Source organism: Aeromicrobium ginsengisoli (assembly GCF_004134905.2).
Classification (GTDB): domain Bacteria; phylum Actinomycetota; class Actinomycetes; order Propionibacteriales; family Nocardioidaceae; genus Aeromicrobium; species Aeromicrobium ginsengisoli.
Window position 1 is genome coordinate 1009010 of sequence record NZ_SDPQ02000003.1, and the last position, 20935, is coordinate 1029944.

At 69.7% G+C, this 20935-nt stretch carries 21 protein-coding genes; 9 read left to right on the forward strand and 12 right to left on the reverse strand.

Annotation, left to right across the window (positions count from 1 at the left end; genetic code table 11):
- Positions 1 to 10: 10 nt before the first annotated feature.
- From ESP70_RS18190 to ESP70_RS18220, 7 genes are read left to right on the forward strand one after another with little or no spacing between them, the layout of a single operon-like run.
- Positions 11 to 1561, forward strand: coding sequence for a sugar ABC transporter ATP-binding protein (locus ESP70_RS18190; RefSeq protein ID WP_149690696.1), 1551 nt, complete (start codon positions 11 to 13; stop codon positions 1559 to 1561).
- Positions 1545 to 2540 carry an ABC transporter permease gene (locus ESP70_RS18195; RefSeq protein ID WP_188110691.1) on the forward strand — a complete coding sequence of 332 codons (996 nt, stop codon included), beginning with the start codon at positions 1545 to 1547 and terminating at the stop codon, positions 2538 to 2540. Before ESP70_RS18190 ends, ESP70_RS18195 begins: the two co-directional genes overlap by 17 nt.
- Positions 2541 to 2588: 48 nt before the next feature.
- Positions 2589 to 3524, forward strand: a complete 936-nt coding sequence (locus ESP70_RS18200; protein ID WP_188110692.1) for a 3-hydroxyacyl-CoA dehydrogenase family protein — start codon at positions 2589 to 2591, stop codon at positions 3522 to 3524.
- A gap of 24 nt (positions 3525 to 3548) precedes the next feature.
- Complete coding sequence (locus ESP70_RS18205; RefSeq protein WP_149690699.1) at positions 3549 to 4346, forward strand: FadR/GntR family transcriptional regulator; 798 nt, start codon at positions 3549 to 3551, stop codon at positions 4344 to 4346.
- Positions 4343 to 5284, forward strand: coding sequence for a cyclase family protein (locus tag ESP70_RS18210; RefSeq protein WP_149690700.1), 942 nt, complete (start codon positions 4343 to 4345; stop codon positions 5282 to 5284). Before ESP70_RS18205 ends, ESP70_RS18210 begins: the two co-directional genes overlap by 4 nt.
- On the forward strand, positions 5271 to 6542 hold the full coding sequence (gene otnK / locus ESP70_RS18215; RefSeq protein ID WP_149690701.1) for a 3-oxo-tetronate kinase: 1272 nt from the start codon (positions 5271 to 5273) through the stop codon (positions 6540 to 6542). Before ESP70_RS18210 ends, otnK begins: the two co-directional genes overlap by 14 nt.
- Positions 6539 to 7192, forward strand: a complete 654-nt coding sequence (locus ESP70_RS18220) for a class II aldolase/adducin family protein (RefSeq protein ID WP_149690702.1) — start codon at positions 6539 to 6541, stop codon at positions 7190 to 7192. The genes otnK and ESP70_RS18220 overlap by 4 nt, the downstream gene beginning before the upstream one ends.
- On the opposite strand, the gene acs is transcribed toward ESP70_RS18220, so the two are convergent.
- The 10 genes from acs to ESP70_RS18270 form a co-directional block, all read right to left on the reverse strand.
- Entirely contained in the window at positions 7189 to 9147 is a 1959-nt protein-coding gene (acs, locus tag ESP70_RS18225; protein WP_149690703.1) for an acetate--CoA ligase, read from the reverse strand. The genes ESP70_RS18220 and acs overlap by 4 nt on opposite strands.
- Positions 9148 to 9357: 210 nt before the next feature.
- Complete coding sequence (locus tag ESP70_RS18230) at positions 9358 to 11016, reverse strand: solute symporter family protein (RefSeq protein ID WP_149690704.1); 1659 nt, start codon at positions 11014 to 11016, stop codon at positions 9358 to 9360.
- Positions 11013 to 11351 (reverse strand): DUF485 domain-containing protein, encoded by a 339-nt coding sequence (locus ESP70_RS18235; RefSeq protein WP_223148768.1) that lies wholly within the window; start codon positions 11349 to 11351, stop codon positions 11013 to 11015. The genes ESP70_RS18230 and ESP70_RS18235 overlap by 4 nt, the downstream gene beginning before the upstream one ends.
- A 180-nt stretch (positions 11352 to 11531) precedes the next feature.
- Complete coding sequence (locus ESP70_RS18240) at positions 11532 to 13022, reverse strand: sodium/solute symporter (RefSeq protein WP_149690705.1); 1491 nt, start codon at positions 13020 to 13022, stop codon at positions 11532 to 11534.
- Positions 13019 to 13411: a DUF485 domain-containing protein gene (locus tag ESP70_RS18245; protein ID WP_149690706.1), complete on the reverse strand. Its 393-nt coding sequence runs from the start codon at positions 13409 to 13411 to the stop codon at positions 13019 to 13021. The genes ESP70_RS18240 and ESP70_RS18245 overlap by 4 nt, the downstream gene beginning before the upstream one ends.
- A complete protein-coding gene (locus ESP70_RS18250; RefSeq protein WP_149690707.1) occupies positions 13408 to 14142 on the reverse strand; it encodes a LytR/AlgR family response regulator transcription factor in 735 nt (244 codons plus the stop codon). Before ESP70_RS18250 ends, ESP70_RS18245 begins: the two co-directional genes overlap by 4 nt.
- A gap of 46 nt (positions 14143 to 14188) precedes the next feature.
- The gene (locus tag ESP70_RS18255; RefSeq protein WP_149690708.1) at positions 14189 to 15313 is read right to left on the reverse strand and encodes a sensor histidine kinase; all 1125 of its coding nucleotides are present in this window, start codon (positions 15311 to 15313) and stop codon (positions 14189 to 14191) included.
- A 16-nt stretch (positions 15314 to 15329) separates the two neighbouring features.
- Positions 15330 to 16004: a dethiobiotin synthase gene (gene bioD / locus ESP70_RS18260; RefSeq protein ID WP_188110693.1), complete on the reverse strand. Its 675-nt coding sequence runs from the start codon at positions 16002 to 16004 to the stop codon at positions 15330 to 15332.
- Positions 16001 to 17116, reverse strand: coding sequence for an 8-amino-7-oxononanoate synthase (locus tag ESP70_RS18265; protein WP_149690709.1), 1116 nt, complete (start codon positions 17114 to 17116; stop codon positions 16001 to 16003). The genes bioD and ESP70_RS18265 overlap by 4 nt, the downstream gene beginning before the upstream one ends.
- Positions 17113 to 18387 carry an adenosylmethionine--8-amino-7-oxononanoate transaminase gene (locus ESP70_RS18270; protein WP_149690710.1) on the reverse strand — a complete coding sequence of 425 codons (1275 nt, stop codon included), beginning with the start codon at positions 18385 to 18387 and terminating at the stop codon, positions 17113 to 17115. The genes ESP70_RS18265 and ESP70_RS18270 overlap by 4 nt, the downstream gene beginning before the upstream one ends.
- Positions 18388 to 18454: 67 nt before the next feature.
- On the opposite strand from ESP70_RS18270, the gene bioB reads away from it, so the two are divergent.
- Positions 18455 to 19450, forward strand: coding sequence for a biotin synthase BioB (gene bioB / locus ESP70_RS18275; RefSeq protein ID WP_149690711.1), 996 nt, complete (start codon positions 18455 to 18457; stop codon positions 19448 to 19450).
- Positions 19450 to 19629 carry a biotin synthase auxiliary protein BsaP gene (gene bsaP / locus ESP70_RS20720; protein WP_149690712.1) on the forward strand — a complete coding sequence of 60 codons (180 nt, stop codon included), beginning with the start codon at positions 19450 to 19452 and terminating at the stop codon, positions 19627 to 19629. The genes bioB and bsaP overlap by 1 nt, the downstream gene beginning before the upstream one ends.
- Here the strand turns inward: bsaP and ESP70_RS18285 are convergent.
- The gene (locus ESP70_RS18285) at positions 19626 to 20240 is read right to left on the reverse strand and encodes an energy-coupling factor transporter transmembrane component T family protein (RefSeq protein ID WP_149690713.1); all 615 of its coding nucleotides are present in this window, start codon (positions 20238 to 20240) and stop codon (positions 19626 to 19628) included. The genes bsaP and ESP70_RS18285 overlap by 4 nt on opposite strands.
- A complete protein-coding gene (locus tag ESP70_RS18290) occupies positions 20237 to 20935 on the reverse strand; it encodes an energy-coupling factor ABC transporter ATP-binding protein (RefSeq protein ID WP_246162081.1) in 699 nt (232 codons plus the stop codon). Before ESP70_RS18290 ends, ESP70_RS18285 begins: the two co-directional genes overlap by 4 nt.

Here is a 20935-nt window from a genome sequence, read left to right on the forward strand (position 1 = left end):
GCGCCTGCACATGACTGAGAACATGACGGCGCCCGCGCTCCGTCTCTCGGGACTCACCAAGCGCTTCGCCGGGCAGCTGGCTCTGGATCACGTCGATCTGGAGCTGGCGCCCGGCGAGGTGCGCGGCCTCGTCGGCGAGAACGGAGCCGGCAAGTCGACGCTGATCAAGATGCTCGCCGGGATCTACGTCCCGGACGACGGCGCCATCGAGGTCGACGGGCAGCAGCTGTCGCCGACCAGTGACCGGACGTCCATCGCGTTCGTCCACCAGGATCTCGGGCTGGTCGACGAGCTGACGATCGGCGAGAACATCGCCTTCGCATCGGGCTTCCCCCGGGCCAGCGGTCTCATCACCTGGAGCCAGGTGTGGGACCGGGCCGTCGAGGCCTACGAGCGGATGAACCTCGTCCCACCGTCGCCGCGCCAGCTCGTCGGCCGGCTGTCTGCCGCCGAGAAGGCCCTGCTCGGCATCGTCCGCGCGTTGGCCAAGGACGCCAAGGTCGCCGTGCTCGACGAGCCGACGGCATCGCTGCCCGCACCCGATGTCGCGTTCCTTCTCGACGCGCTGAGGTCCCTCAAGGCATCGGGCACGGCGATCCTCTACGTCACGCACCGGCTCCAAGAGCTCTACGAGGTCGCCGACAGCGTCACGATCCTCCGCGGCGGTCAGCTGGTTGCCGCGGGACCCATGGCCGAGTTCGGCGTCGACCGCGTGGTCGAGGCGATGCTCGGCCGCAGCATCGACAGCGTCCCGGCAACGGGTCCGGCAGCGCTCGACGGGACCGAGATCCTCGGCGTGGACGGGCTGGCCGTAAGAGGAGCACCTCCCGTGTCGTTCTCGGTGCACGCAGGCGAGGTCGTCGGCATCATGGGGCTGCGCGGCGCCGGCCAGGAGGCCATCGGTCGCGCCATTGCCGGGGTCGACCCGACAGCGGCCGGGTCGGTGCGGCTCGACGGCAGGGCCGTCCACGAGTCCGGGATATCGGCACGCATGCGCGCCGGCATCGCCCTCCTCCCCGCGGATCGTCAGCGTGAGTCGACGTTCCCGGGCATGTCGGTCGCGGAGAACCTGTTCCCGGGCCCCCGCAACCGGTCCAACGGCTCACGCTGGATCGGACGGCGCACCGAGTCGTCCCGCACCGTGGCCACGATCTCGGAGTTCGACGTACGCCCGGCGCTGGCTGACCTGCCGATCGACCAATTCAGCGGCGGCAACCAGCAGAAGGTCTGTGTCGCCCGGGTTCTCGGCCAGGACCAGCGCGTCGTGATCCTCGAGGAGCCGACGGCGGGTGTCGACGTGGGATCGAAGTTCGAGATCCACGCCTTCATCCGGGCGGCGGCTGCCGCCGGGACCGGGGTCGTCGTCATCTCCAGCGATGTCGAGGAGATCACCCAGCTGTGCACCCGTGTCCTGGTCGTCGTCAATGGCGGCATCGACGCCGAGGCGACAGGTGACCAGATCTCCGAGGAGAACCTCATCGTCCTCGCATCATCGGCGCCGGTCGTCGCTGGCGCGCATGCCGCAACCGAAAGGAAACCTTCCCATGTCCACGCAGACTGAGGCACGACCTCGGATCATCGTCAACGGCGAGATCGTCCAGCGCTACGCGCTGGTGCTGGCGTTCGTCCTTGTCCTGGTGGTGTTCTCCGCCCTGCGGCCGGACACCTACCTGAGCACCGGCAACGTCCAGAACCTGCTCACGGCGCAATCGGTGACGATGCTCCTCGCGTTCGCCGTCATGGTGCCGCTGGCGACGGGGGAGTTCGACCTCAGCGTCGGCTATCACGCCGGCATGGCGCAGGTCCTCATCATTGGGTTGCAGGAGAAGCACGACTGGTCCTGGCCCATCGCCGCCGCTGCGATCATCGTTGCCGGCTGTGTCGTCGGCCTGGTCAACGGTGTCCTGGTCACCAGATTCGGCATCAGCTCGTTCATCGCGACCCTGGGCTCAGGGATGGTGCTGTTCGGCATCACGAACTGGTTCACCAACGGTCAGCAGATCGTCGGGACCAAGCTCTCCACGTCGTTCATCGACCTCACCGGGTCGATCGGATGGGTGCCGTACTTCGCGCTCCTCGTGGCGGCGGTCGGCATCGTGCTTCACATCTACTTCGAGCGTACGGTCGCTGGCCGGTCGTTGTTCGTCGTCGGTTCGTCGCGCCGCGCCGCCGAGCTCACGGGTGTCTCCGTGTCACGCACGGTCACGACGGCATTCGTGACCTCGGGAGCCATGGCAGCGCTCGGCGGCATCATCCTCGGCGCCAACCTGCGCACGGGCACGGCATCGGTCGGCCCGGAGTACCTGTTGCCGGCCTTCGCCGGCGCCATGTTGGGCGCCACCTCGATCAAGCCGGGCCGCTTCAACGTTGTCGGCACCGTCATTGCCGTCCTCACGCTGGCGTTCCTCTTCTCCGGCGTGCAGCAGCTCGGTGCGCCCTTCTTCGTCGAGTACTTCTTCAACGGCGGGATCCTCGTCCTCGCGGTCGGCCTGTCGGTGTACGCCGCCAAGCTCCACCGCGAGCGAGCCAGCCGTGTGTGACATCTTCCCCACCACTGAAAGGTCAACATGAACACCTCGCCACTTCGCGTGACGGTCGTCGGATCCGGCTACATGGGCAAGGGCATCGCCCACACCCTGGCTCGCGGCGGCGCCGTCGTGACCCTGGCTGACCGAGAGCCGGACATCGCTGCTGCGGCGCTCGAGGCCATGATCGAGGACGTCCGGGTCGCCGAGGACCGGGGTCTCGTCCCCGCCGGTTCGGTCGACCAGGTCCGGGCCGGTTCGACAGCAGGCGCATCGATCGAGGCTGCCGTCGCCGGGGCGGATCTCGTCGTCGAGGCGGTGTTCGAGGACATCGCCGTCAAGCACGCGGTCCTCAAGGTCATCGAGGAGGCGACCGGTGATGACACCGTCATCACGACGAACACGTCGGCGATCCCGGTCTCGGACCTCGCCGCCGTGCTGCGCCGCCCGCAACGGTTCTTCGGGGTGCACTGGTTCAATCCGGCGCCGTACCTTCCGGCGATCGAGGTGATCCTGGGCAGCGAGTCCGACGAATCGCTGCTAGCGCCCGTCACGGAGCTGCTCGTCGCCTCTGGAAAGGCGCCGGTCGTCGTGGCCGACACCCCGGGCTTCATCTGCAACCGACTGCAGTTCGCGTTGTTCAAGGAGGCGGCGCTGATGGTCGAGGAGGGGACCGCGACGGCTGAACGGATCGATGGTGTGGTCCGCTCGTCGTTCGGATTCCGGCTGCCATTCTTCGGGCCCTTCGCGATCGCCGACATGGCCGGTCTCGACGTCTACGCCAACTCGTACACCACGCTCGAGGCTCAGCTGGGGCCACGGTTCACCTGCCCGCCGTCGCTCCGGTCTCGGGTCGACACCGGCGATCTCGGGATCAAGACCGGAGGTGGCTACCTCGGCCTGACCGCTGAGGAGTCCGCCGCCATGACGGAGCGTCGCGACCGTTCGTACGTCGCACTCGCGACGCTGCGTGATTCACTCGAGTCGTCAGACGACTGACACAACCACCGAAGGAGGTCGGCGATGGGTCGCCCACCGAAGAACCCGCAGCCGCAACCAGAGCTGCGGCCTATCGACATCGATCGATCTTCGGTGTCGCAGGAGGTCATCAAGGCGCTCACGCAGTCGTTCTTCTCCGGAGGACTGCTGCCGGGCCATCGGCTGCCGTCAGAGCGACAGCTGAGTGAGTCGCTGGGCGTGAGCCGCTCGGCGGTACGTGATGCGATCCAGTCCCTCGGGCTGCTCGGCATCCTCGACATCCGGCAGGGTGACGGCACCTACTTGCGTGGCACCGGATCGAACTTCCTACCGGCTGTCATCGAATGGGGCCTGTTCCTGGGCGAGAAGCGGCTGTTCGACCTCGTCGAGGCCCGGCAGCAGCTCGAGATCATCCTCGCCGGGTTCGCCGCCACCCGGCGGACGCAGGAGGAAGTCGACCGGCTCGCCGAGCTGATCGAGCTCATGCGGGACCCCGACATCTCGTCAGAGGCCTTCATCGAGGCCGACATCGAGTTCCACTTCATGATCGCCGAGGTGGCGCGCAACGGTGCGCTCCGCGACGTCCTCACCAGCATCACGGGACTGCTCCGGGCGTGGATGGCCCGATCGATCAGTGCTGCGGGTGAGACCAGGTCGTCCTTTCAGGAGCACGAGGTGGTGTTCGAGGCGATCCGCGACAAGGACTCCCGTGGCGCTCGAGCGGCGATGCGCCGCCACCTCAGCCAGGCCGAGCGGCGCCTGAGAACCACCCTCAAGGACGACCCCAGCACGTACGTCGTGCAGTCGGGACGGGCCGGCAACGACTCGAAGGAGCAGCAATGAGCGACGACCGGGCGTGGGACTCCACGCGCCGGGGGACCCTCCCCGGAGTCAGCTACCTCGACTCCGAACTGGGTCGGGTGGCCGACCTCAGCTCGAGTCAGGTCGCGTCAGCTCTCCAGCTCGGGACCGGAGGCACGGTGTACGACCTGGACTCCGGGCGCTGGCCCGGCATGCCCCTGTTCGCCGGACACCCGGCATTTCAGGTGCTCCGTTACCGGACGGCACACGGCCAGGACCTCGCGGGTGACATGGATGAGTGGCGCGGGCGCAACGACGTGCACATGGGCTTCACCACGGAGCTGATGTCCGGAACCATGCACACGGGGACCCACCTCGACGCCCTGTGCCACACGACGTGCGGCGACGACAACGAGTGGTTCGGCGGGTTCACCTCCGACGCCGAGCTGACCGACTTCGGCCCGCGCCGCGCCGAGGCCTCCTCGATCGCGCCGATCATCACGCGCGGTGTCCTGGCGGACATGACTCGGTCGCACGGCGGTCAACCGCTTCCCGCCGGACACGTGATCGGGTGGGACGAGTTCTCCGCCGTGCTCGAGGCGAGCGGGACCACGATCCGCGAGGGCGACGCCGTCCTGGTCAACACCGGATACCTCCAGATCTGGACCCAGGACCCGTCGGTCGTCAGTCGGCACAAGGGTGCCGGGATCGGCATCGACGTCGCCGACCGACTGGCCGACCTGGGCGTCGTCCTCGTGGGCTCCGACACCGAGACGGTCGAGGCCGACCCCTCGCCCGATCCGGTCAACCCGCACCCTGTGCACATCCGGCTCATGATCGAGCAGGGCATCCATCTCCTCGAGCTCGCCTGGCTGGGCGACCTGGCGCGCGACGGTGTCACGGAGTTCCTCTTCATCTGCCTGCCGCTTCGCGTCCGCGGAGCGACCGGAAGCATGGTGCGTCCCGTTGCCATCGTCTGACCGCAGCTCGCAGCACCCATGGCTCGGCATCGTCGCCGACGACATCACCGGGGCGACCGATGTCGCGGCGTACGTCACACGCACCGGCTCGGCCACGATTCAGTTCTTCGGGGTCCCCGAAGGACTCACGAGCGTCGACGCCGATTGCGTCGTGGTCGCCCTCAAGACGCGAAGTGTGCCCGCCGACGAGGCGGTCAAGCAGTCGCTGGAGGCGGCGCGTTGGCTCGAGCGACTCGGGGTCGAGCACGTCTACTTCAAGTACTGCTCCACGTTCGACTCGACGCCGGCCGGCAACATCGGGCCCGTGGCAGATGCCCTTGCCGCCGAACGCGGGGCGTCCCGCGTGGTGATCGCGCCGAGTGCGCCTGAGAACGGGCGAACGGTCTATCAGAGCCGCCTCTTCGTCCATGACCAGCTCTTGGAGGAATCGCCGCTCAAGGACCACCCGCTCAATCCGATGCACAAGTCGGACCTTCGGGTTCTGATGGCCGAGCAGTCAGCCACCCCGGTTGAGGCGGTGCCGCTGGCAGTCGTCGCACAGGGTGCTGACGCCGTACGCCGGACCGTTGGCGCGTTCGAGGGTCCCCTCGTACACGTCGTCGCGGACGCTGTCTCGGATGCCGACCTCGACGTCTGGGCAGGCGTTGCGCTCGAACAGCCACTGTCGACCGGCTCGGCAGGACTGGCCGCCGCGATGGCCAGGGCCCACTCGGGTTCGAGCAGGTCCGACCTGTCCGTGCCGCTGCCGTCCGGTCCCGTCGGGTTCTTGTCGGGCAGCGCCTCGGCCGCGACCCGGGGCCAGGTCCACCACTTCCTCGAGAGGCATGCGGGTCTCTACGTGGACGCCAAGGCGCTGGCAACCGGCGAACAGCGCATCGGCGACATCGAGCGTTACCTCGACGAGGCGCTGGCGAAGGCCGATCCGCCTCTCGTCTACTCGACGACCAGCCTTCACGAGCTCACCGCCATCCAGCGAGACCTCGGCCCCGCGACGGCGGCGCATCTCGTCGAGACGGCGATGGCCGAGACCGCGCGGGCGATGGTTGCCCGTGGCATCCGCCGGGTCGTGGTGGCCGGAGGGGAGACGTCGGGTGCCGTCGTCCAGGCCCTCGGACCGGCCGGCATCTGGATCGGTCCCGAGGTGGCACCCGGCGTCCCGTGGACCGTCACGACCGACGACGACCCGATCGCGCTGCTGCTGAAGTCCGGCAACTTCGGGACTGAGGAGTTCTTCACGATCGCGGAGGCTTGGGCATGAGCTCCGTGCTGGTCGATGCCGGCGCCGCGATCGTGACGGCCGGCGCGGATCTCTCGCGAGCGGGACTGTCACCGGGAACCACCGGCAACGTCAGTGTCCGGGTCGGCGAGCACGTCGTCTGCACACCGACGGGCGCCGACCTCGGTGCACTGGACCCGAGCAACCTGAGCGTCATCGCCGCCGACGGTTCGCACGTCTCCGGGCCGCGCGCGACGAAGGAGACCTTCATGCACCTCGCGATGTATGCGGCGGATCCCGGTGTCGGTGCGATCGTGCACACGCACGCGACCCGCGCGACGGCCGTCTCGTGCCTCGCCGGTCTCGATCCGGTGGATGCGATCGTGCCGCTCACGCCGTACCTGACGATGAAGGCCGGTCCCATCGCCGTGGTCGACTACCGGGCGCCGGGTGACCGCGACATCGCGCCGCTCATCGCGGATGCGTCACGTGCGGGTCACCGCGGCATCCTGCTCGCCAACCACGGCACCCTGGTCGGTGGCGCAACCGTCGGCGACGCCGTGACGGCCACGATCGAGCTCGAGCAGGCAGCCGCCATCATGCTGTTGACCGCCGGCCGGGAGGTCCGCCGCCTCACCGACGACGAGGTGGCGGACCTCCGCGACCGATATCCGTACCGGCAGACCGGCTAGTCGTCGTCCTTGGCGGTCTTCATGCCAGCGGTGATCTTGTCCATGATGCCGCTGTCGGCCAGGGTCGTGGCGTCGCCGACCTCGCGGTTCTCGGCGACGTCTCTCAACAACCTCCGCATGATCTTGCCGGAACGGGTCTTGGGCAGCTCGGGGACGATCATGATCTGGCGGGGCTTGGCGATCGCGCCGATCTCCTTGCCGACGTGGTTGCGGAGCTCTTGGACGATCTCCTCGCCGCCGTCGCCTGCGGATTCGCGCAGGATGACGAACGCAACGACGGCCTGACCTGTGGTCTCGTCGGTGGCGCCGACGACGGCGGCTTCGGCGACCTTGGGGTGTGACACGAGCGCGGACTCGATCTCGGTCGTCGACAGGCGGTGGCCCGAGACGTTCATGACGTCGTCGACACGGCCGAGCAGCCAGATCGCGCCGTCGTCGTCCTTGCGGGCGCCGTCACCGGCGAAGTAGAACCCGGGCCAGCGGGACCAGTAGGTCTCCTTGTAGCGGTCGTCGTCGCCCCAGATCGTGCGCAGCATCGACGGCCACGGCTCGGTGATGACGAGGTAGCCGCCCTCGCCGTGCTCGACCGGCTCGCCGGCGTCGTCGACGACCTCGGCGGCGATGCCGGGGATCGCGGTCATCGCCGATCCCGGCTTGCCCTTGGTGACGCCGGGCAGCGGGCTGATCATGTGCGCGCCGGTCTCGGTCTGCCACCACGTGTCGACGATCGGGGTCTTGCCGCCGCCGATGTTCTCGCGGTACCAGACGTACGCCTCGGGGTTGATCGACTCACCGACCGAGCCGAGGATGCGCAGCGACGAGAGGTCGTGCTCGGCGGGGATCTGCTCGCCCCACTTCATGAACGTACGAATCGCAGTCGGTGCGGTGTAGAACAGCGTGACCTTGTACTTCTCGATGATCTCCCACCAACGGCCCTTGTGCGGGGTGTCGGGTGTGCCCTCGTAGAGCACCTGGGTCGCGCCGTTGGCGAGCGGCCCGTAGACGATGTAGGAGTGCCCGGTGACCCAGCCGACGTCGGCGGTGCACCAGTAGACGTCCTCAGGCTTGTAGTCGAAGACGCCCCAGAACGTGTAGGTCGACTGCACCATGTAGCCGCCCGTGGTGTGCAGGATGCCCTTGGGCTTGCCGGTCGTGCCCGAGGTGTACATGACGTAGAGCGGGTGCTCGGCGTCGAACATCTCCGGCGTGTGGTCCTTGGACGCCGTGTCGACGGCGTCGTGCCACCAGACGTCGCGTCCCTCGGTCCACTCCACGTCCTGGCCCGTGCGGCGTACGACCAGCACGCCGGTCACGTCGGGGCACTTCTGCAGCGCCTCGTCGACGGCGGGCTTGAGTGCGGACGGGGCGCCTCGGCGGTAGCCGCCGTCGGCGGTGATGACGACCTTGGCCTCGCAGTCGAGGATGCGGCTGGAGAGCGCGTCGGCGGAAAAGCCGCCGAACACGACGGTGTGAGGGGCGCCCAGACGCGCGCAGGCGAGCATCGCGATGACGGCCTCGGGGATCATCGGCAGGTAGATCGCGATGCGGTCGCCGGCCTTGACGCCGAGGTCGATCAGCGCGTTGGCGGCCTGGGACACGAGGTCCTTGAGCTCGGCGTACGTGATGTCGCGGGTGTCGTCCTCGGGCTCGCCGACGAAGTGCAGCGCGACCTTGTCACCGTTGCCGGCCTCGACGTGCCGGTCGACGCAGTTGTAGGACGCGTTGAGCTTGCCGCCGACGTACCACTTGGCGAACGGCGGGTTGGACCAGTCGAGCACCTCGGTGAACGGCGTGCCCCAGGTCAGCCGGTCGGCCTGCTCGCCCCAGAACTTCACCCGGTCGGCGGCGGCCTGCTCGTAGACCTCGGCCTTGACGTTGGCGTTGGCGGCCAGGTCGGCCGGCGGCTCGAACACGCGGTCTTCGTGCGACAGGTTGCTGATGTTCTGCTCGGTCACGGTTGCTCCTCGTCCGGGGTTCTAGTTCGATTGTGGCGCAGCCCACAAGATGCCGCGCAGGGGGTTGCGCCTGAGTTGCGGCGCGCGGCTTCGCCGCTCCCGCTGCTCGTGCCTCGCAGCGGCCGGGCTCCGCCCGGGCGCCCTGCCTCGCTTCGCTCGGCCGATGGTTGCGAACGGAGCGAGGCAGGCACCTGGGCGAAGCCGCGGGCCCTACTGGATGGCGCCGGCGCCAGTCATCGCACGTACGTCGAGCTCGGTGTAGTGCTCCTCCGCGTCGCGATCCTTGGCCAGCATCGTGCCGATGAACCCACACAGGAAGCCGATCGGGATCGAGACGATGCCCGGGTTCTCGAGCGGGAACCAGCTGATGTCGATGCTGGTCGGCAGCAGCGAGAGGTTCTTGCCCGTGGGGTCCTCACCCTTGCCGGAGACGACCGGCGAGAAGATCACCAGTCCCACCGACGAGATGAGGCCGCCATAGATGCTCCACACTGCTCCGCTGGTGTTGAACCGCTTCCAGAACAGGTTGTAGAGCAGCGCCGGCAGGTTGGCCGATGCCGCGACGGCGAACGCCAACGCCACCAGGAAGGCGATGTTGAGCTTCTGCGCCGGGATGGCCAACAGGATTGCGATGCCGCCGATCACGAAGGCCGCGATCTTGGCGGTCGCCACCTCCTGCTTCTCGGTGACCTCGCCACGCTTCCACACCTGCGCGTAGAGGTCGTGCGCGACGGACGACGCCGAGGTCAGCGTCAGGCCGGCGACCACGGCGAGGATCGTCGCGAACGCGACCGCCGAGATGATCGCCAGCAGGACCGCGCCTCCCGTCGATCCGGATCCTCCACCGACGGCTTCTGCGAGCAGTGGTGAGGCCAGGTTGCCGCCGGAGGCCGCGATCTGTTCCTTCTCGTCGCCCTTGACCAGCGCCGCGGCACCGAAGCCGAGGACCAGGGTCATGAGGTAGAACGAGCCGATCAGCCCGATGGCCCACAGCACCGACTTGCGGGCCTGTCTGGCCGTCGGGACGGTGTAGAAGCGGATCAGGATGTGCGGCAGACCGGCGGTGCCGAGCACGAGGGCCAGGCCCAGCGAGATGAAGTCGATCTTGCTGGTGGTCGTGACGCCGTACTTGAGACCGGGCTCGAGGAATGCCGAACCCTTGCCGCTGTTCTCGGCCGCGGTGCCGAGCATGTCGCTAATGTTGAAGTCGAACTTCGCCAGCACCAGCACCGTGATGAGGATCGTGCCGGCCATCAGCAAGACGGCCTTGACGATCTGCACCCAGGTGGTGCCCTTCATGCCGCCGACCGTGACGTAGAAGATCATCAGCGCACCGACGCCGACGATCGTCAGGTTCTTGGTGAGGCCCTCGTTCTCGACGCCCAGCAGCAGCGCCACGAGAGCGCCGGCGCCGACCATCTGCGCGAGCAGGTAGAAGATCGACACGACGACGGTCGACGTCGCCGCCGCCGTGCGTACGGGCCGTTGCCGCATGCGGAACGCCAGCTGGTCGGCCATCGTGAACCGCCCGGAGTTGCGCAACAGCTCGGCGACCAGCAGCAGGGCGACGAGCCAGGCGACCAGGAAGCCGATCGAGTAGAGGAAGCCGTCGTAGCCGGCCAGCGCGATCGCGCCCGAGATGCCGAGGAACGACGCTGCCGACATGTAGTCACCGGCGACCGCGAAGCCGTTCTGGGCACCCGAGAAGCTGCGACCGCCGGCGTAATAGTCGGCGGCGGTCTTGGTGTTGCGGCTCGCCCAGAACGTGATGGCGACCGTGATCAGGACGACCAGGATGAACAGGGAGCCGGTGAGGGCCTGGTGGTCGTTGTCCTCGGCGGCGCGCAGGAGTGTGGCCGTGGTGCTCATCGCTTGATCTCCTCGTCGTACTCAGCGCGGAGGCGGTCCGCGATCGGGTCCATGCGGCGCGCGGCGAACCGGGCGTACCAGATCGCGATGGCGAACGTCGAGACGAACTGCAGCAGGCCGAAGATCAGCGCGACGTTGATGTTGCCGGCGACCTTGTGCGCCATGAAGTCGCCCGCATAGTTCGACATGAGGACGTACAGCAGGTACCAGGTCATGAACGCAACGGTCAGCGGTACGACGAACCGAAGATAGGAGCGCTTCAGCTCAGCGAACTCGTCCGTCGCATGGATGCGTTGATAGGCCGCGTGGGCCTCGGGCGGGATTCTCTCGGCCACCGGGATCACCTCTTCCGTGAAGGCAGGACGGCACGGGTGCGTGTCGCCGCTCTGAACCTAGGTACCCCGTTTCCTGTGAGCCAGATCACTTCACGGGGTATGCGTTGGAAGCCGACGGGCCTGCGACGTGCGGTCGCCCGCGTGCGACGAACGGTGGGTTTCGCCGGTCGAACGGTGGCGTCAGAAGCGCCTGTCGACGTCCAGGCGCTCGGGGGTGTGCAGCCGCACCATCGTGCGCGAGACGTTCGCCGGTACGTCCGACCGATTGGCGAGCGAGACGCCGATCATCAGGGCGAAGCCGATCGGCACCGACCAGGCCGCCGGCTGGCTCATGACGACGCCGAACCAGCCGTCGGGGCGTACGGCGATCGTCACGACGGCCGCGACGCCGGCGCCGAGGCCGCCGCCGATGAGTCCGGCGATCGCGCCCCGCGCCGTCAGCCCGCGCCACCAGATGCCGAGCACCAAGAGCGGACAGAAGGTCGAGGCGGCCAGCGCGAACGCGAAGGTCACCGAGCTCGCGACCGCGATCCGCTCGGCCGACAGGGCCAGCAGGAGCGGGACCACGACGCAGCCGGCCGCCGCGATGCGCAGCGCCGTGATCGTCGAGATGCGCCCGCGCGCCAGGCCCTGCCCGACGACTCCGGCGACCGACATCGTCAGGCCCGAGGAGGTCGAGAGGAACGCGGCGAACGCGCCCGCCGTGAGCAGCGCCGCGAGCAGCTCGCCCGTACTGCCGCCGATCACGCGCGACGGCAGCTCCAGGACGACGGTGTCAGCCCGCCCCGAGTCCAGCAGGTCGCGCGCGTAGACGCGGCCCAGCACGCCGTAGATCGTCGGCAGCAGGTAGAACGTGCCGAGCAGCGCCAGCACGATCAGGGTCGTCCGGCGCGCGGCGTGCCCGTCGGGGTTGGTGTAGAACCGCACCACCACGTGCGGCAGGCCCATCGTGCCGAGAAAGGTCGCGATCATGACCGAGTACGTCAGGTAGAGGCCCGGCCCGTCCGCCTGGCTGAACGGTTGGAACCACTCCTCGGGCGCGACGGGAGAGGGTCGGCCGTCACCGGTCCACGCGTGCAGCAGGAAGAACACCGGGATCAGCAGTGCGGTGAGCTTGAGCCAGTACTGGAACGCCTGCACGAACGTGATGCTGCGCATGCCGCCGGACACCACGTTGACGACGACGATCACCGCGACGACGACCGTGCCGACCCAGTTGGGCGCACCCGTGACCGTGCGGAGCGTGAGACCGGCGCCCTGGAACTGTGGCATGAGGTAGAGCCAGCCGACCGCGACGACCAGCGCGCTCGCGACCCGGCGTACGCCCAACGACTGCAGCCGGACCTGGGCGAAGTCGGGGATCGTGTACGCCCCGGAGCGCCGCAGCGGCGCCGCGACGAACACCAGCAACAGGAGGTAGCCCGTGGTCCAGCCGATGGGGTACCAGAGCATGTCCGCACCGTGTGTGAGCACGAGCCCGGCCACGCCGAGGAACGAGGCCGCGGAGAGGTATTCGCCGCCGATCGCCGAGCTGTTCCAGACCGGGCTGACCGAGCGGGACGCGACGTAGAAGTCGCTGGTCGTACGGCTCATCCGCAGGCCGAAGGCCCCGATGCCGAGCGTCGCGATGGCGACCAGCGCGACGGCGACGACGCCGTACGTGGAGTTCACTGTGGGTCCGGGCGGTGCGGCTCCACGAGCTCGGTGAAGTCGCGTTCGGCGCGCTCGACCTGGCGGATGTAGACCCAGCCGAGCGCGAAGAGGCCGGGATAGACCAGCACCCCGAGGATCCACCAGGGCACGGGCACGCCGAGGACGTGCATCTCGGTGACGCTGTCGAACGCCAGGAAGATCAGGGGCAGAGCGCCGATCGACAGCATGAGCGTCGCCGCGACGGTCAGCGCCGCGCGGAGCTGCGCCCGGATCAGCGAGCGCATGTAGACCTCGCCGATGCCGGTCGACTCGTCGATCTCCTGCCGGACGCTGCGCCGTACGTGTGCCGGCGCGGTCGTCAGTGGGCTGGTGACGCGCACCCGCCCGGTGTACTGCTTCTCCGTCACAGTGCCCGCTCGTGGATCAGCTCTCGCAGCGCGCGGGCGTGGCGGCGGGCGACCTGGATCTCGACCAGCTCGTCGCCGGCCGGCACGAGCACGCTGGAGCGCCCGGCCTGGACACGGAGCTCGCGCAGGTGGGCGAGGTTGACGACGTGACTGCGGTGGACTCGCGCGAATCCGGCCTCCTCCCACTCGTCGGCGAGCGTCGTCAGCGGCATACGGATCAGGTGGCTGCCGCCGTCGACGACGTGCAGGCGTACGTAGTCGCCCTGCGCCTCGACGTACGACACCGATGCCCGCGACACGAACCGGGTGACCCCGCCGAGCTCGACGGCGATCCGGTCGTCGCTCGCCGGCGGCGCGGACTCGGCGTCGGCACAGGCGCGCCGCACGCTCTCGCTGAGTCGCTCCTCGCGGATGGGCTTGAGCAGGTAGTCCACCGCGTTCATCTCGAACGCCTCGACGGCGTGCGCGTCGTGCGCCGTCACGAACACGATGCGGGGCGGCGTGCGGAACCGGCCGAGCAGCCGGGCGATCTCCAGGCCGCTCAGTCCCGGCATCGCGACGTCGAGGAACACCAGCTCGATGTCACCCTCGTCGAGCACCCGCAGCGCCTCGGCGCCCGAGCGGGCCGCGCGTACGGACGCGATGCGGTCGTCGCGGCCCAGCAACCACACGAGCTCGTCGAGCACGGGCTGCTCGTCGTCCACCACGAGGGCACGCAACGCGGTCGTCATGCGGTGATCATGCCGAGATGTCGGCGGCACCACAACAGGGGAGCGATCACGCCGACTCGGCTCCGGGATGGAACTTCGGCAGCCGGACGGTGACCTTGGTGCCGTGCCCCGGCGCGGTCTCGACGACGATGCCGTACTCGTCGCCGTAGACCGTACGCAGGCGCTCATCGACGTTGCCGAGCCCGACCGACGCGCTGGTGGTGTGGCCCGACAGCGCATCGCGTACGGTCTCCGGCTCGACCCCGACACCGTCGTCCTCGATCGTGATGACGCACTCGACGCCCTCGTCGAGCGCCACGACCGTGACGGTCCCGTCGCCGTCCTTGGCCTCGAGTCCGTGGCGCACGGCGTTCTCGACCAGCGGCTGGATCGCGAGGAACGGCAACGTCACGCTGAGCACCTCCGGTGCCACCCGCGTGACGACGCGCAGCCGGTCGCCGAAGCGCGCCTTCTCCAGCACGAGGTAGCGCTCGATCGACCGCAGCTCCTCGGCGAGCGTCGTGAACTCGCCGTGCTCGCGGAACGAGTAGCGGGTGAAGTCGGCGAACTCGAGCAACAGCTCGCGAGCGCGCTCGGGGTCTGTGCGCACGAACGACGCGATCGCGCCGAGCGAGTTGTAGATGAAGTGCGGCGAGATCTGGGCCCGCAGCGCCCGCAGCTCGGCCTCCATCAGTGCGGTACGCGACTCCGACAGCTCGGCGAGCTCGAGCTGGCTCGACATCCACCGGGCGACCTCTGTCGTTGCGCGCGCCAGGCCGGCCGACGCCTCTTCGGTGACGACGGCGATGCTGCCGACCACGCGCCCTTCGACCGACAGCGGCGCGACGATCGCGCGGTCCGACGCCTGCGTGCGCCCGCTGGCCAGGGCGTCGGCCGTGAGCTCGGTGACGTCCGGGGCATCGCCGGCGAGCCGGTCGTGCAGGTCGGTGATCGCGACGATGGGGCCGCCCAGCAGCGTACGCACGTGGGGGAGGGCCAGCGCCGCGCTCTCGGCGTCGAGGCCCCGGCGCAGTGCCGGCGCGGCCAGCGAGGCGGTATGCAGCGTCTCGTACGTCGCCCGGTCGGCCGGTGAGCCGAGCACCCGCCGACGCGTCAGCAGCCGCCACCGGACGAACACCGCGGCGGCGACGAGCGCGGCGATCACGATCGCGGCCGTCCTGATGTTGTCCATCCCGGGACGCTACCGCCTAGACGACTCCGGGGAGCGCGGTGAACCAGCTCGGCGCCTGCCCACAGAACTCCGTACGCTCGAGCGATCCCGCGCCGGCCGGGATGAGCCCGTCGATCGGCAGGCCTGTCAGTCGGGGCAGGTCACTGCGGTTGTTGAGCTCGGCGAGGCCGGGCTCGGCGGCGCAGGAGCCCAGCACGAGGCGTGGCGTCAGGCCTTCTGAGCCCAGCCGGTCGACGGTCAGTCCGGCGTGGTTGAGCGTGCCCAGTCCTTCGCGTGCGACGACGACGACCTCGGCGTCGAGGGCTCGGGCGAGGTCGATCACGGTGCCGCCGTCGAGGTCGAGCCGCACCAGCAGGCCGCCGGCACCCTCGACCAGCACGACGTCGGCGTCGAGGCCACGGATCTGCTGCGCCACCTCGGCGATGAGTGGGAGCGGTACGCCCTGGAGTCGGGCCGCGGTCTCGGGTGCCAGGGGGTCGCGCAGCCGCGCCAGCTCGTGCACGGCCGACGATCCCGTGAGGCGTACGACCTCGTCGGCGTCGCCGGGCTCGTCGGGTCCGACGCCGGTCTGCACGGGCTTGACCGCCGCGACCTCGAGGCCGCGGGCGGCCAGGGCGACCGCCAGGGCAGCCGTCACGACGGTCTTGCCGACGCCCGTGTCGGTCCCGGTGACCACGACGAAGCGGGTCATGGCACCACGGTGCTGATGAGCTTGGCGGCGTGCGCGAGCTGGTCGTCGTCGACCCCGGCCGATGCGGTGAGTCGCAGCCGGCTGATGCCGTCGGGTGTCGAGGGCGGCCGGAAGCAGCCGACACGTACGCCGTCGGCCGCGCACTGAGCCTGCGCCGCGAGCGCCTCGGCCGGGCCCGGCATCTCGACCGAGAGGACTGCTCCGGCCACGCGGGCCGCCCCTGCGGCGTCCGCGAGGGTGGCGGCGACGTGATGGAGCCGGGCGACGCGCTCGGGCTCGGCGTCGACGATCCGCAGGGCCTCGACGGCGGCCGCGGCGGCTGCCGGTGCGAGGCCGGTGTCGTAGATGAACGGCCGCGAGCGGTTGACCAGGTGATCGATGACGGCGTGGCTGCCCAGCACCGCGCCGCCCTGGCTGCCGAGCGCCTTGGACAACGTCATCGTGACGATCACCGAGGGTCGCCCCGCCAGGCCGAGCTCGCGCACGAGGCCGCCGCCGTCGCCCGCGACGCCGATGCCGTGGGCCTCGTCGACGACGAGCGTCGCGTCGTGGCGTTCGCACAGCTCGACGAGCTCGACCAGCGGCGCGGCGTCGCCGAGCACGGAGTAGATCGACTCGACGAGCACGAGGGCGCGGGTCTGCGTACGTCCTGACAGCTGGTCCTCGACGGCGGAGAGGTCGTTGTGGCCGACGACCGCAAGCGTCCCGCGCGAGAGCCGGCAGGCGTCGACGAGCGAAGCGTGCACGTGGGCGTCCGAGACGAGCAGGGTGTCGCGGTCCGAGAGAGCGGTCACGACGGAGAGGTTCGCGTGATAGCCCGTCGAGTGCACCAGCGCGGCCTCGTGGCCGAGCCGCGCGGCGAGCGCCGACTCGAGCGCCGTGTGCACCGGCAGGGTGCCGGTGACCAGGCGCGACGCGCTGGCGCCGGCCCCCCAGCGCAGGGCGGCTTCGGCGGCGGCTGCGGTCACCCGCTCGTCGCGGCAGAGCCCGAGATAGTCGTTGCCGGCGAGGTCGATCAGGTCGTCGTCGCCCGTGCGCGTCGTCAGCGACCGGACGAGCCCGTCGCGCTCGCGTTGCCGGGCCTGCTCCTCGAGCCAGGTGTGCAGCGTCATCGGGGCCTCCTGGCCGCGGCGACGAGGGCACCGGTGATCGTGGCCAGGTCCTCATCGGTGCTGATGTAGGGCGGCATCGTGTAGATCAGGTCGCGGAACGGCCGGATCCAGACGCCGTGCTCGAGGGCCACAGCGCTGGCCGCCGCGACCTCGATGGGATGGTCGAGCTGGATCACCCCGACGGCGCCGAGCGTACGGACGTCGGCGACGCCGCCGAGCTCGCGCGCGGGCGCCAGGCCAGTGGCCAGGGCCGTGTTGATCCGCGCGATGTCCCGCCGCCAGTCGGACTCGGTCAGCACGTCGAGCGAGGCCGCGGCGACGGCGCACGCGAGGGGGTTCGCCATGTACGTCGGACCGTGCATCAGGGCGCCCGACTCCGACGCGTCGATCCCGGCCGCGACGTCGGCGGTGCAGAGCACGGCGGCGAGAGTCAGGTAGCCGCCGGTCAACGCCTTGCCGACGCACATGATGTCGGGGCTGATGCCCGCGTGGTCGGCCCCGAACATCTCGCCCGTACGCGCGAAGCCGGTCGCGATCTCGTCGAGGATCAGCAGCCAGCCGTGCGCGTCGCACTGGTCGCGCAGCCAGCGCAGGACGGCCGGCGGATAGACCCGCATCCCGCCGGCGCCCTGGAGCACAGGCTCGACGATGACTGCGGCGACGGTGTCGTCGAGGGCATCGACGACGGCCTGCGCCTCGGCGACCCACGGCTCGAGGTCGGCGTCGAACCCGGCCGGCGGGCGGGGCAGGAACACCTGCTCGGCGAGCACGTCGGTGAACATCTGGTGCATGCCGCCGACGGGATCGCACACGCTCATGGCCCCGAACGTGTCGCCGTGGTAGCCGCCCCGAAGGGTCAGGAGCTGCGTACGCCCCGGATGGCCGTTGCCACGCTGGAGCTGCAGCGCCATCTTGAGGGCGACCTCGACCGAGACCGAGCCGGAGTCCGCGAAGAACACCTTGTCGAGCCCGGCCGGCGCGAGGTCGAGCAGCCGGCGGGCCAGCTCGATCGCGGGCTCGTGCGTCAGGCCGCCGAACATGACGTGTGACATCGAGTCGGCCTGACGATGCAGGGCCGCGTCGAGGCGGGGGTGACGATAGCCGTGGATCGCCGCCCACCACGACGACATCGCGTCGATCGGCTCGCGCCCGTCGGCCAGCGTCAGGCGGTTGCCCGCGGCGCTGGCGACCAGCAGCGGCGTGGCCGGGGAGTCCATCGGGGCATACGGGTGCCAGACGTGGGCGCGGTCGAAATCGATGAGGTCATCCATGGCAGGTGATCAGGATCTCGAGCGGTCGAGGTTTGACCTGAACGGTGTTCAGGATACATTCCTCCTCATGACTGACGTACTGCAGGTCGCCCGCGCCCACGTCCTCGAGCAGGGCCTCGGGCTCTCCGAAGAGCTGCTCGTCGAGGTGCTGCGGCTCCCGGACGAGCGCATCCCCGAGCTCCTGGAGCTGGCCCACGAGGTGCGCATGACGTGGTGCGGCCCCGAGGTCGAGGTCGAGGGCATCGTGTCCCTCAAGACCGGCGGATGTCCCGAGGACTGCCACTTCTGCAGCCAGTCGGGCCAGTTCCAGTCGCCGGTCCGGGCGGTCTGGCTCAACATCCCCGAGCTGGTCGAGGCCGCCAAGGAGACGGCGAAGACGGGTGCCTCCGAGTTCTGCATCGTCGCCGCCGTCCGTGGGCCCGACCAGCGCCTGATGGACCAGGTCCGCGAGGGCATCAAGGCGATCCAGGCCGAGGTCGACATCAACATCGCCTGCTCGCTCGGGATGCTGACCCAGGCGCAGGTCGACGAGTTCGTCGAGATGGGCGTGCACCGCTACAACCACAACCTCGAGGCGGCGAAGTCGTACTTCCCGCAGGTCGTGTCGACGCACTCGTACGAGGAGCGCTGGGACACCTGCCTCATGGTCCGCGAGGCCGGCATGGAGCTGTGCTGCGGCGGGCTCGTCGGCATGGGCGAGTCGATCGAGCAGCGCGCCGAGCTCGCGGCCCAGCTCGCCGAGCTGCGACCGCACGAGGTGCCGCTCAACTTCCTCAACCCGCGACCCGGCACGCCGTTCGGCGGCCAGGAGCTCATGAGCTCACAGGACGCCCTGCGGACGATCGCCGCGTTCCGCCTCGCGATGCCGCACACGATCCTGCGGTACGCAGGCGGCCGCGAGCTGACCCTCGGTGACCTCGGCACCCGCGAGGGACTGCTCGGTGGGGTCAACGCCGTCATCGTCGGCAACTACCTGACGACCCTCGGCCGTGACGCCAACGAGGACATCGACCTGCTGGCCGAGCTCGGCATGCCGATCAAGGAACTCCAGAAGACGCTCTGATGGCGTACTGCGGTCACTGCGGCGAGGCGGTCGACGCACGCGACCACGCGCGATGCGCGGAGCTCTTGCGGATGGAGCCGCCACGCTTCTGCACCCAGTGCCGCAGGCGCATGGTCGTCCAAGTCACGCCGGCCGGCTGGTCGGTACGCTGCGTCGAGCACGGCGACCTCAGCGGCTAGTCGTCTCCGATGCCACGGGCGTGCAGGGCGGCCCCGGTCTCGTACGCATGCGCGACCGTGCGAATCGCCATGGGCGAGAGGTTCGCCCGGACGCTGCGCTCGAGGCCCCGTGCCTTGGCCGCTTCGCGGGTCTCGTGCGCGATCTCGAAGATCGCGGGGATCGCGGTGATCATGAGGGAGAACGCCAGAGCGACCTTCTCCGGACGTACGCCGATCCGCCTGAAGGGTCCGAGGCCGCGGACGATCGCGTCGAGCAGGCGGTCAGTCGGGGTGGTCGCCGTGAACGTCGTGGCGACCACGACGAGTGCGACCGTCGTCGCGACGACCTCGACCGCGACCGGCCAGCCGCGCTGCCACCACTGGAACGCACCCAGGATCGCCACGACGAGCAGGAACGGCCGAAGTCCCCGCCACACCACCTGGGGCGGTACGCGTGCCCACAACGAAATGCCCAGGGCCACGCCCAGCGCCGCCACGCACGGCCATGGCCCGCGCAGCGCCACGACCGCGATGCTGGCCAGGACCACGAGGCCGAGCTTGGGTCCGGCCGGGATCCGGTGCCAGATCGTCGAGCCGGGTCGATAGATCCCGAGCGGCAGTGACCGCCTCACGGCGTCGCCACGCTTCGCCGGTAGTGGTCGACCGCGGCGGCGGGCTCACCGTCGAACGCGATGGCGCCGTCCTCGATCACCAGCACGCGTTCGCAGCGCAGCGCCAGATCCAGGTCGTGGGTGACCAGCACGAGCTGCTGCTCCAGGGCGAACAGGCGGTCGGCGACGATGACGCTGTTGCGCAGGTCGAGCAGCGTGGTCGGCTCGTCGGCCACGACGATCGACGGCTCGGTCGCCAGGACGCCGGCCAGGGCGAGCAGCTGCTGCTGCCCCCCGGAGAGGGCGTGGACGCTGGTGGCGGCCAGATGGGCCAACCCGTACGAGTCGAGGATCGACAGGACGCGCTGCTGGCGCTCGTGCTTGTCGGGAACGAGGCGGCGCAATGAAAGGGCGATGTCCTCGGCGACGGTCGGCATCACGAGCTGGGCTGCCGGTTGGGTGAACACGAACCCGACCCGGCGGCGTACGGCCGGGCCCTCGTCACTGACGTCGAGGCCGTCGACCGTCACGACGCCCGAGGACGCGGACACGAGCCCGTTGATCAGTCTCGCGAGCGTCGACTTGCCCGACCCGTTGCCACCGATCAGGGCCACGCGACGCTCGGTGAGCTCGGCCGACACGTGGCGCAGGATGACGACGTCGCCGCCGGCCGCCTCGGCGGTGACGGTGACGTCGTCGAACGAGATGCCGGCCAC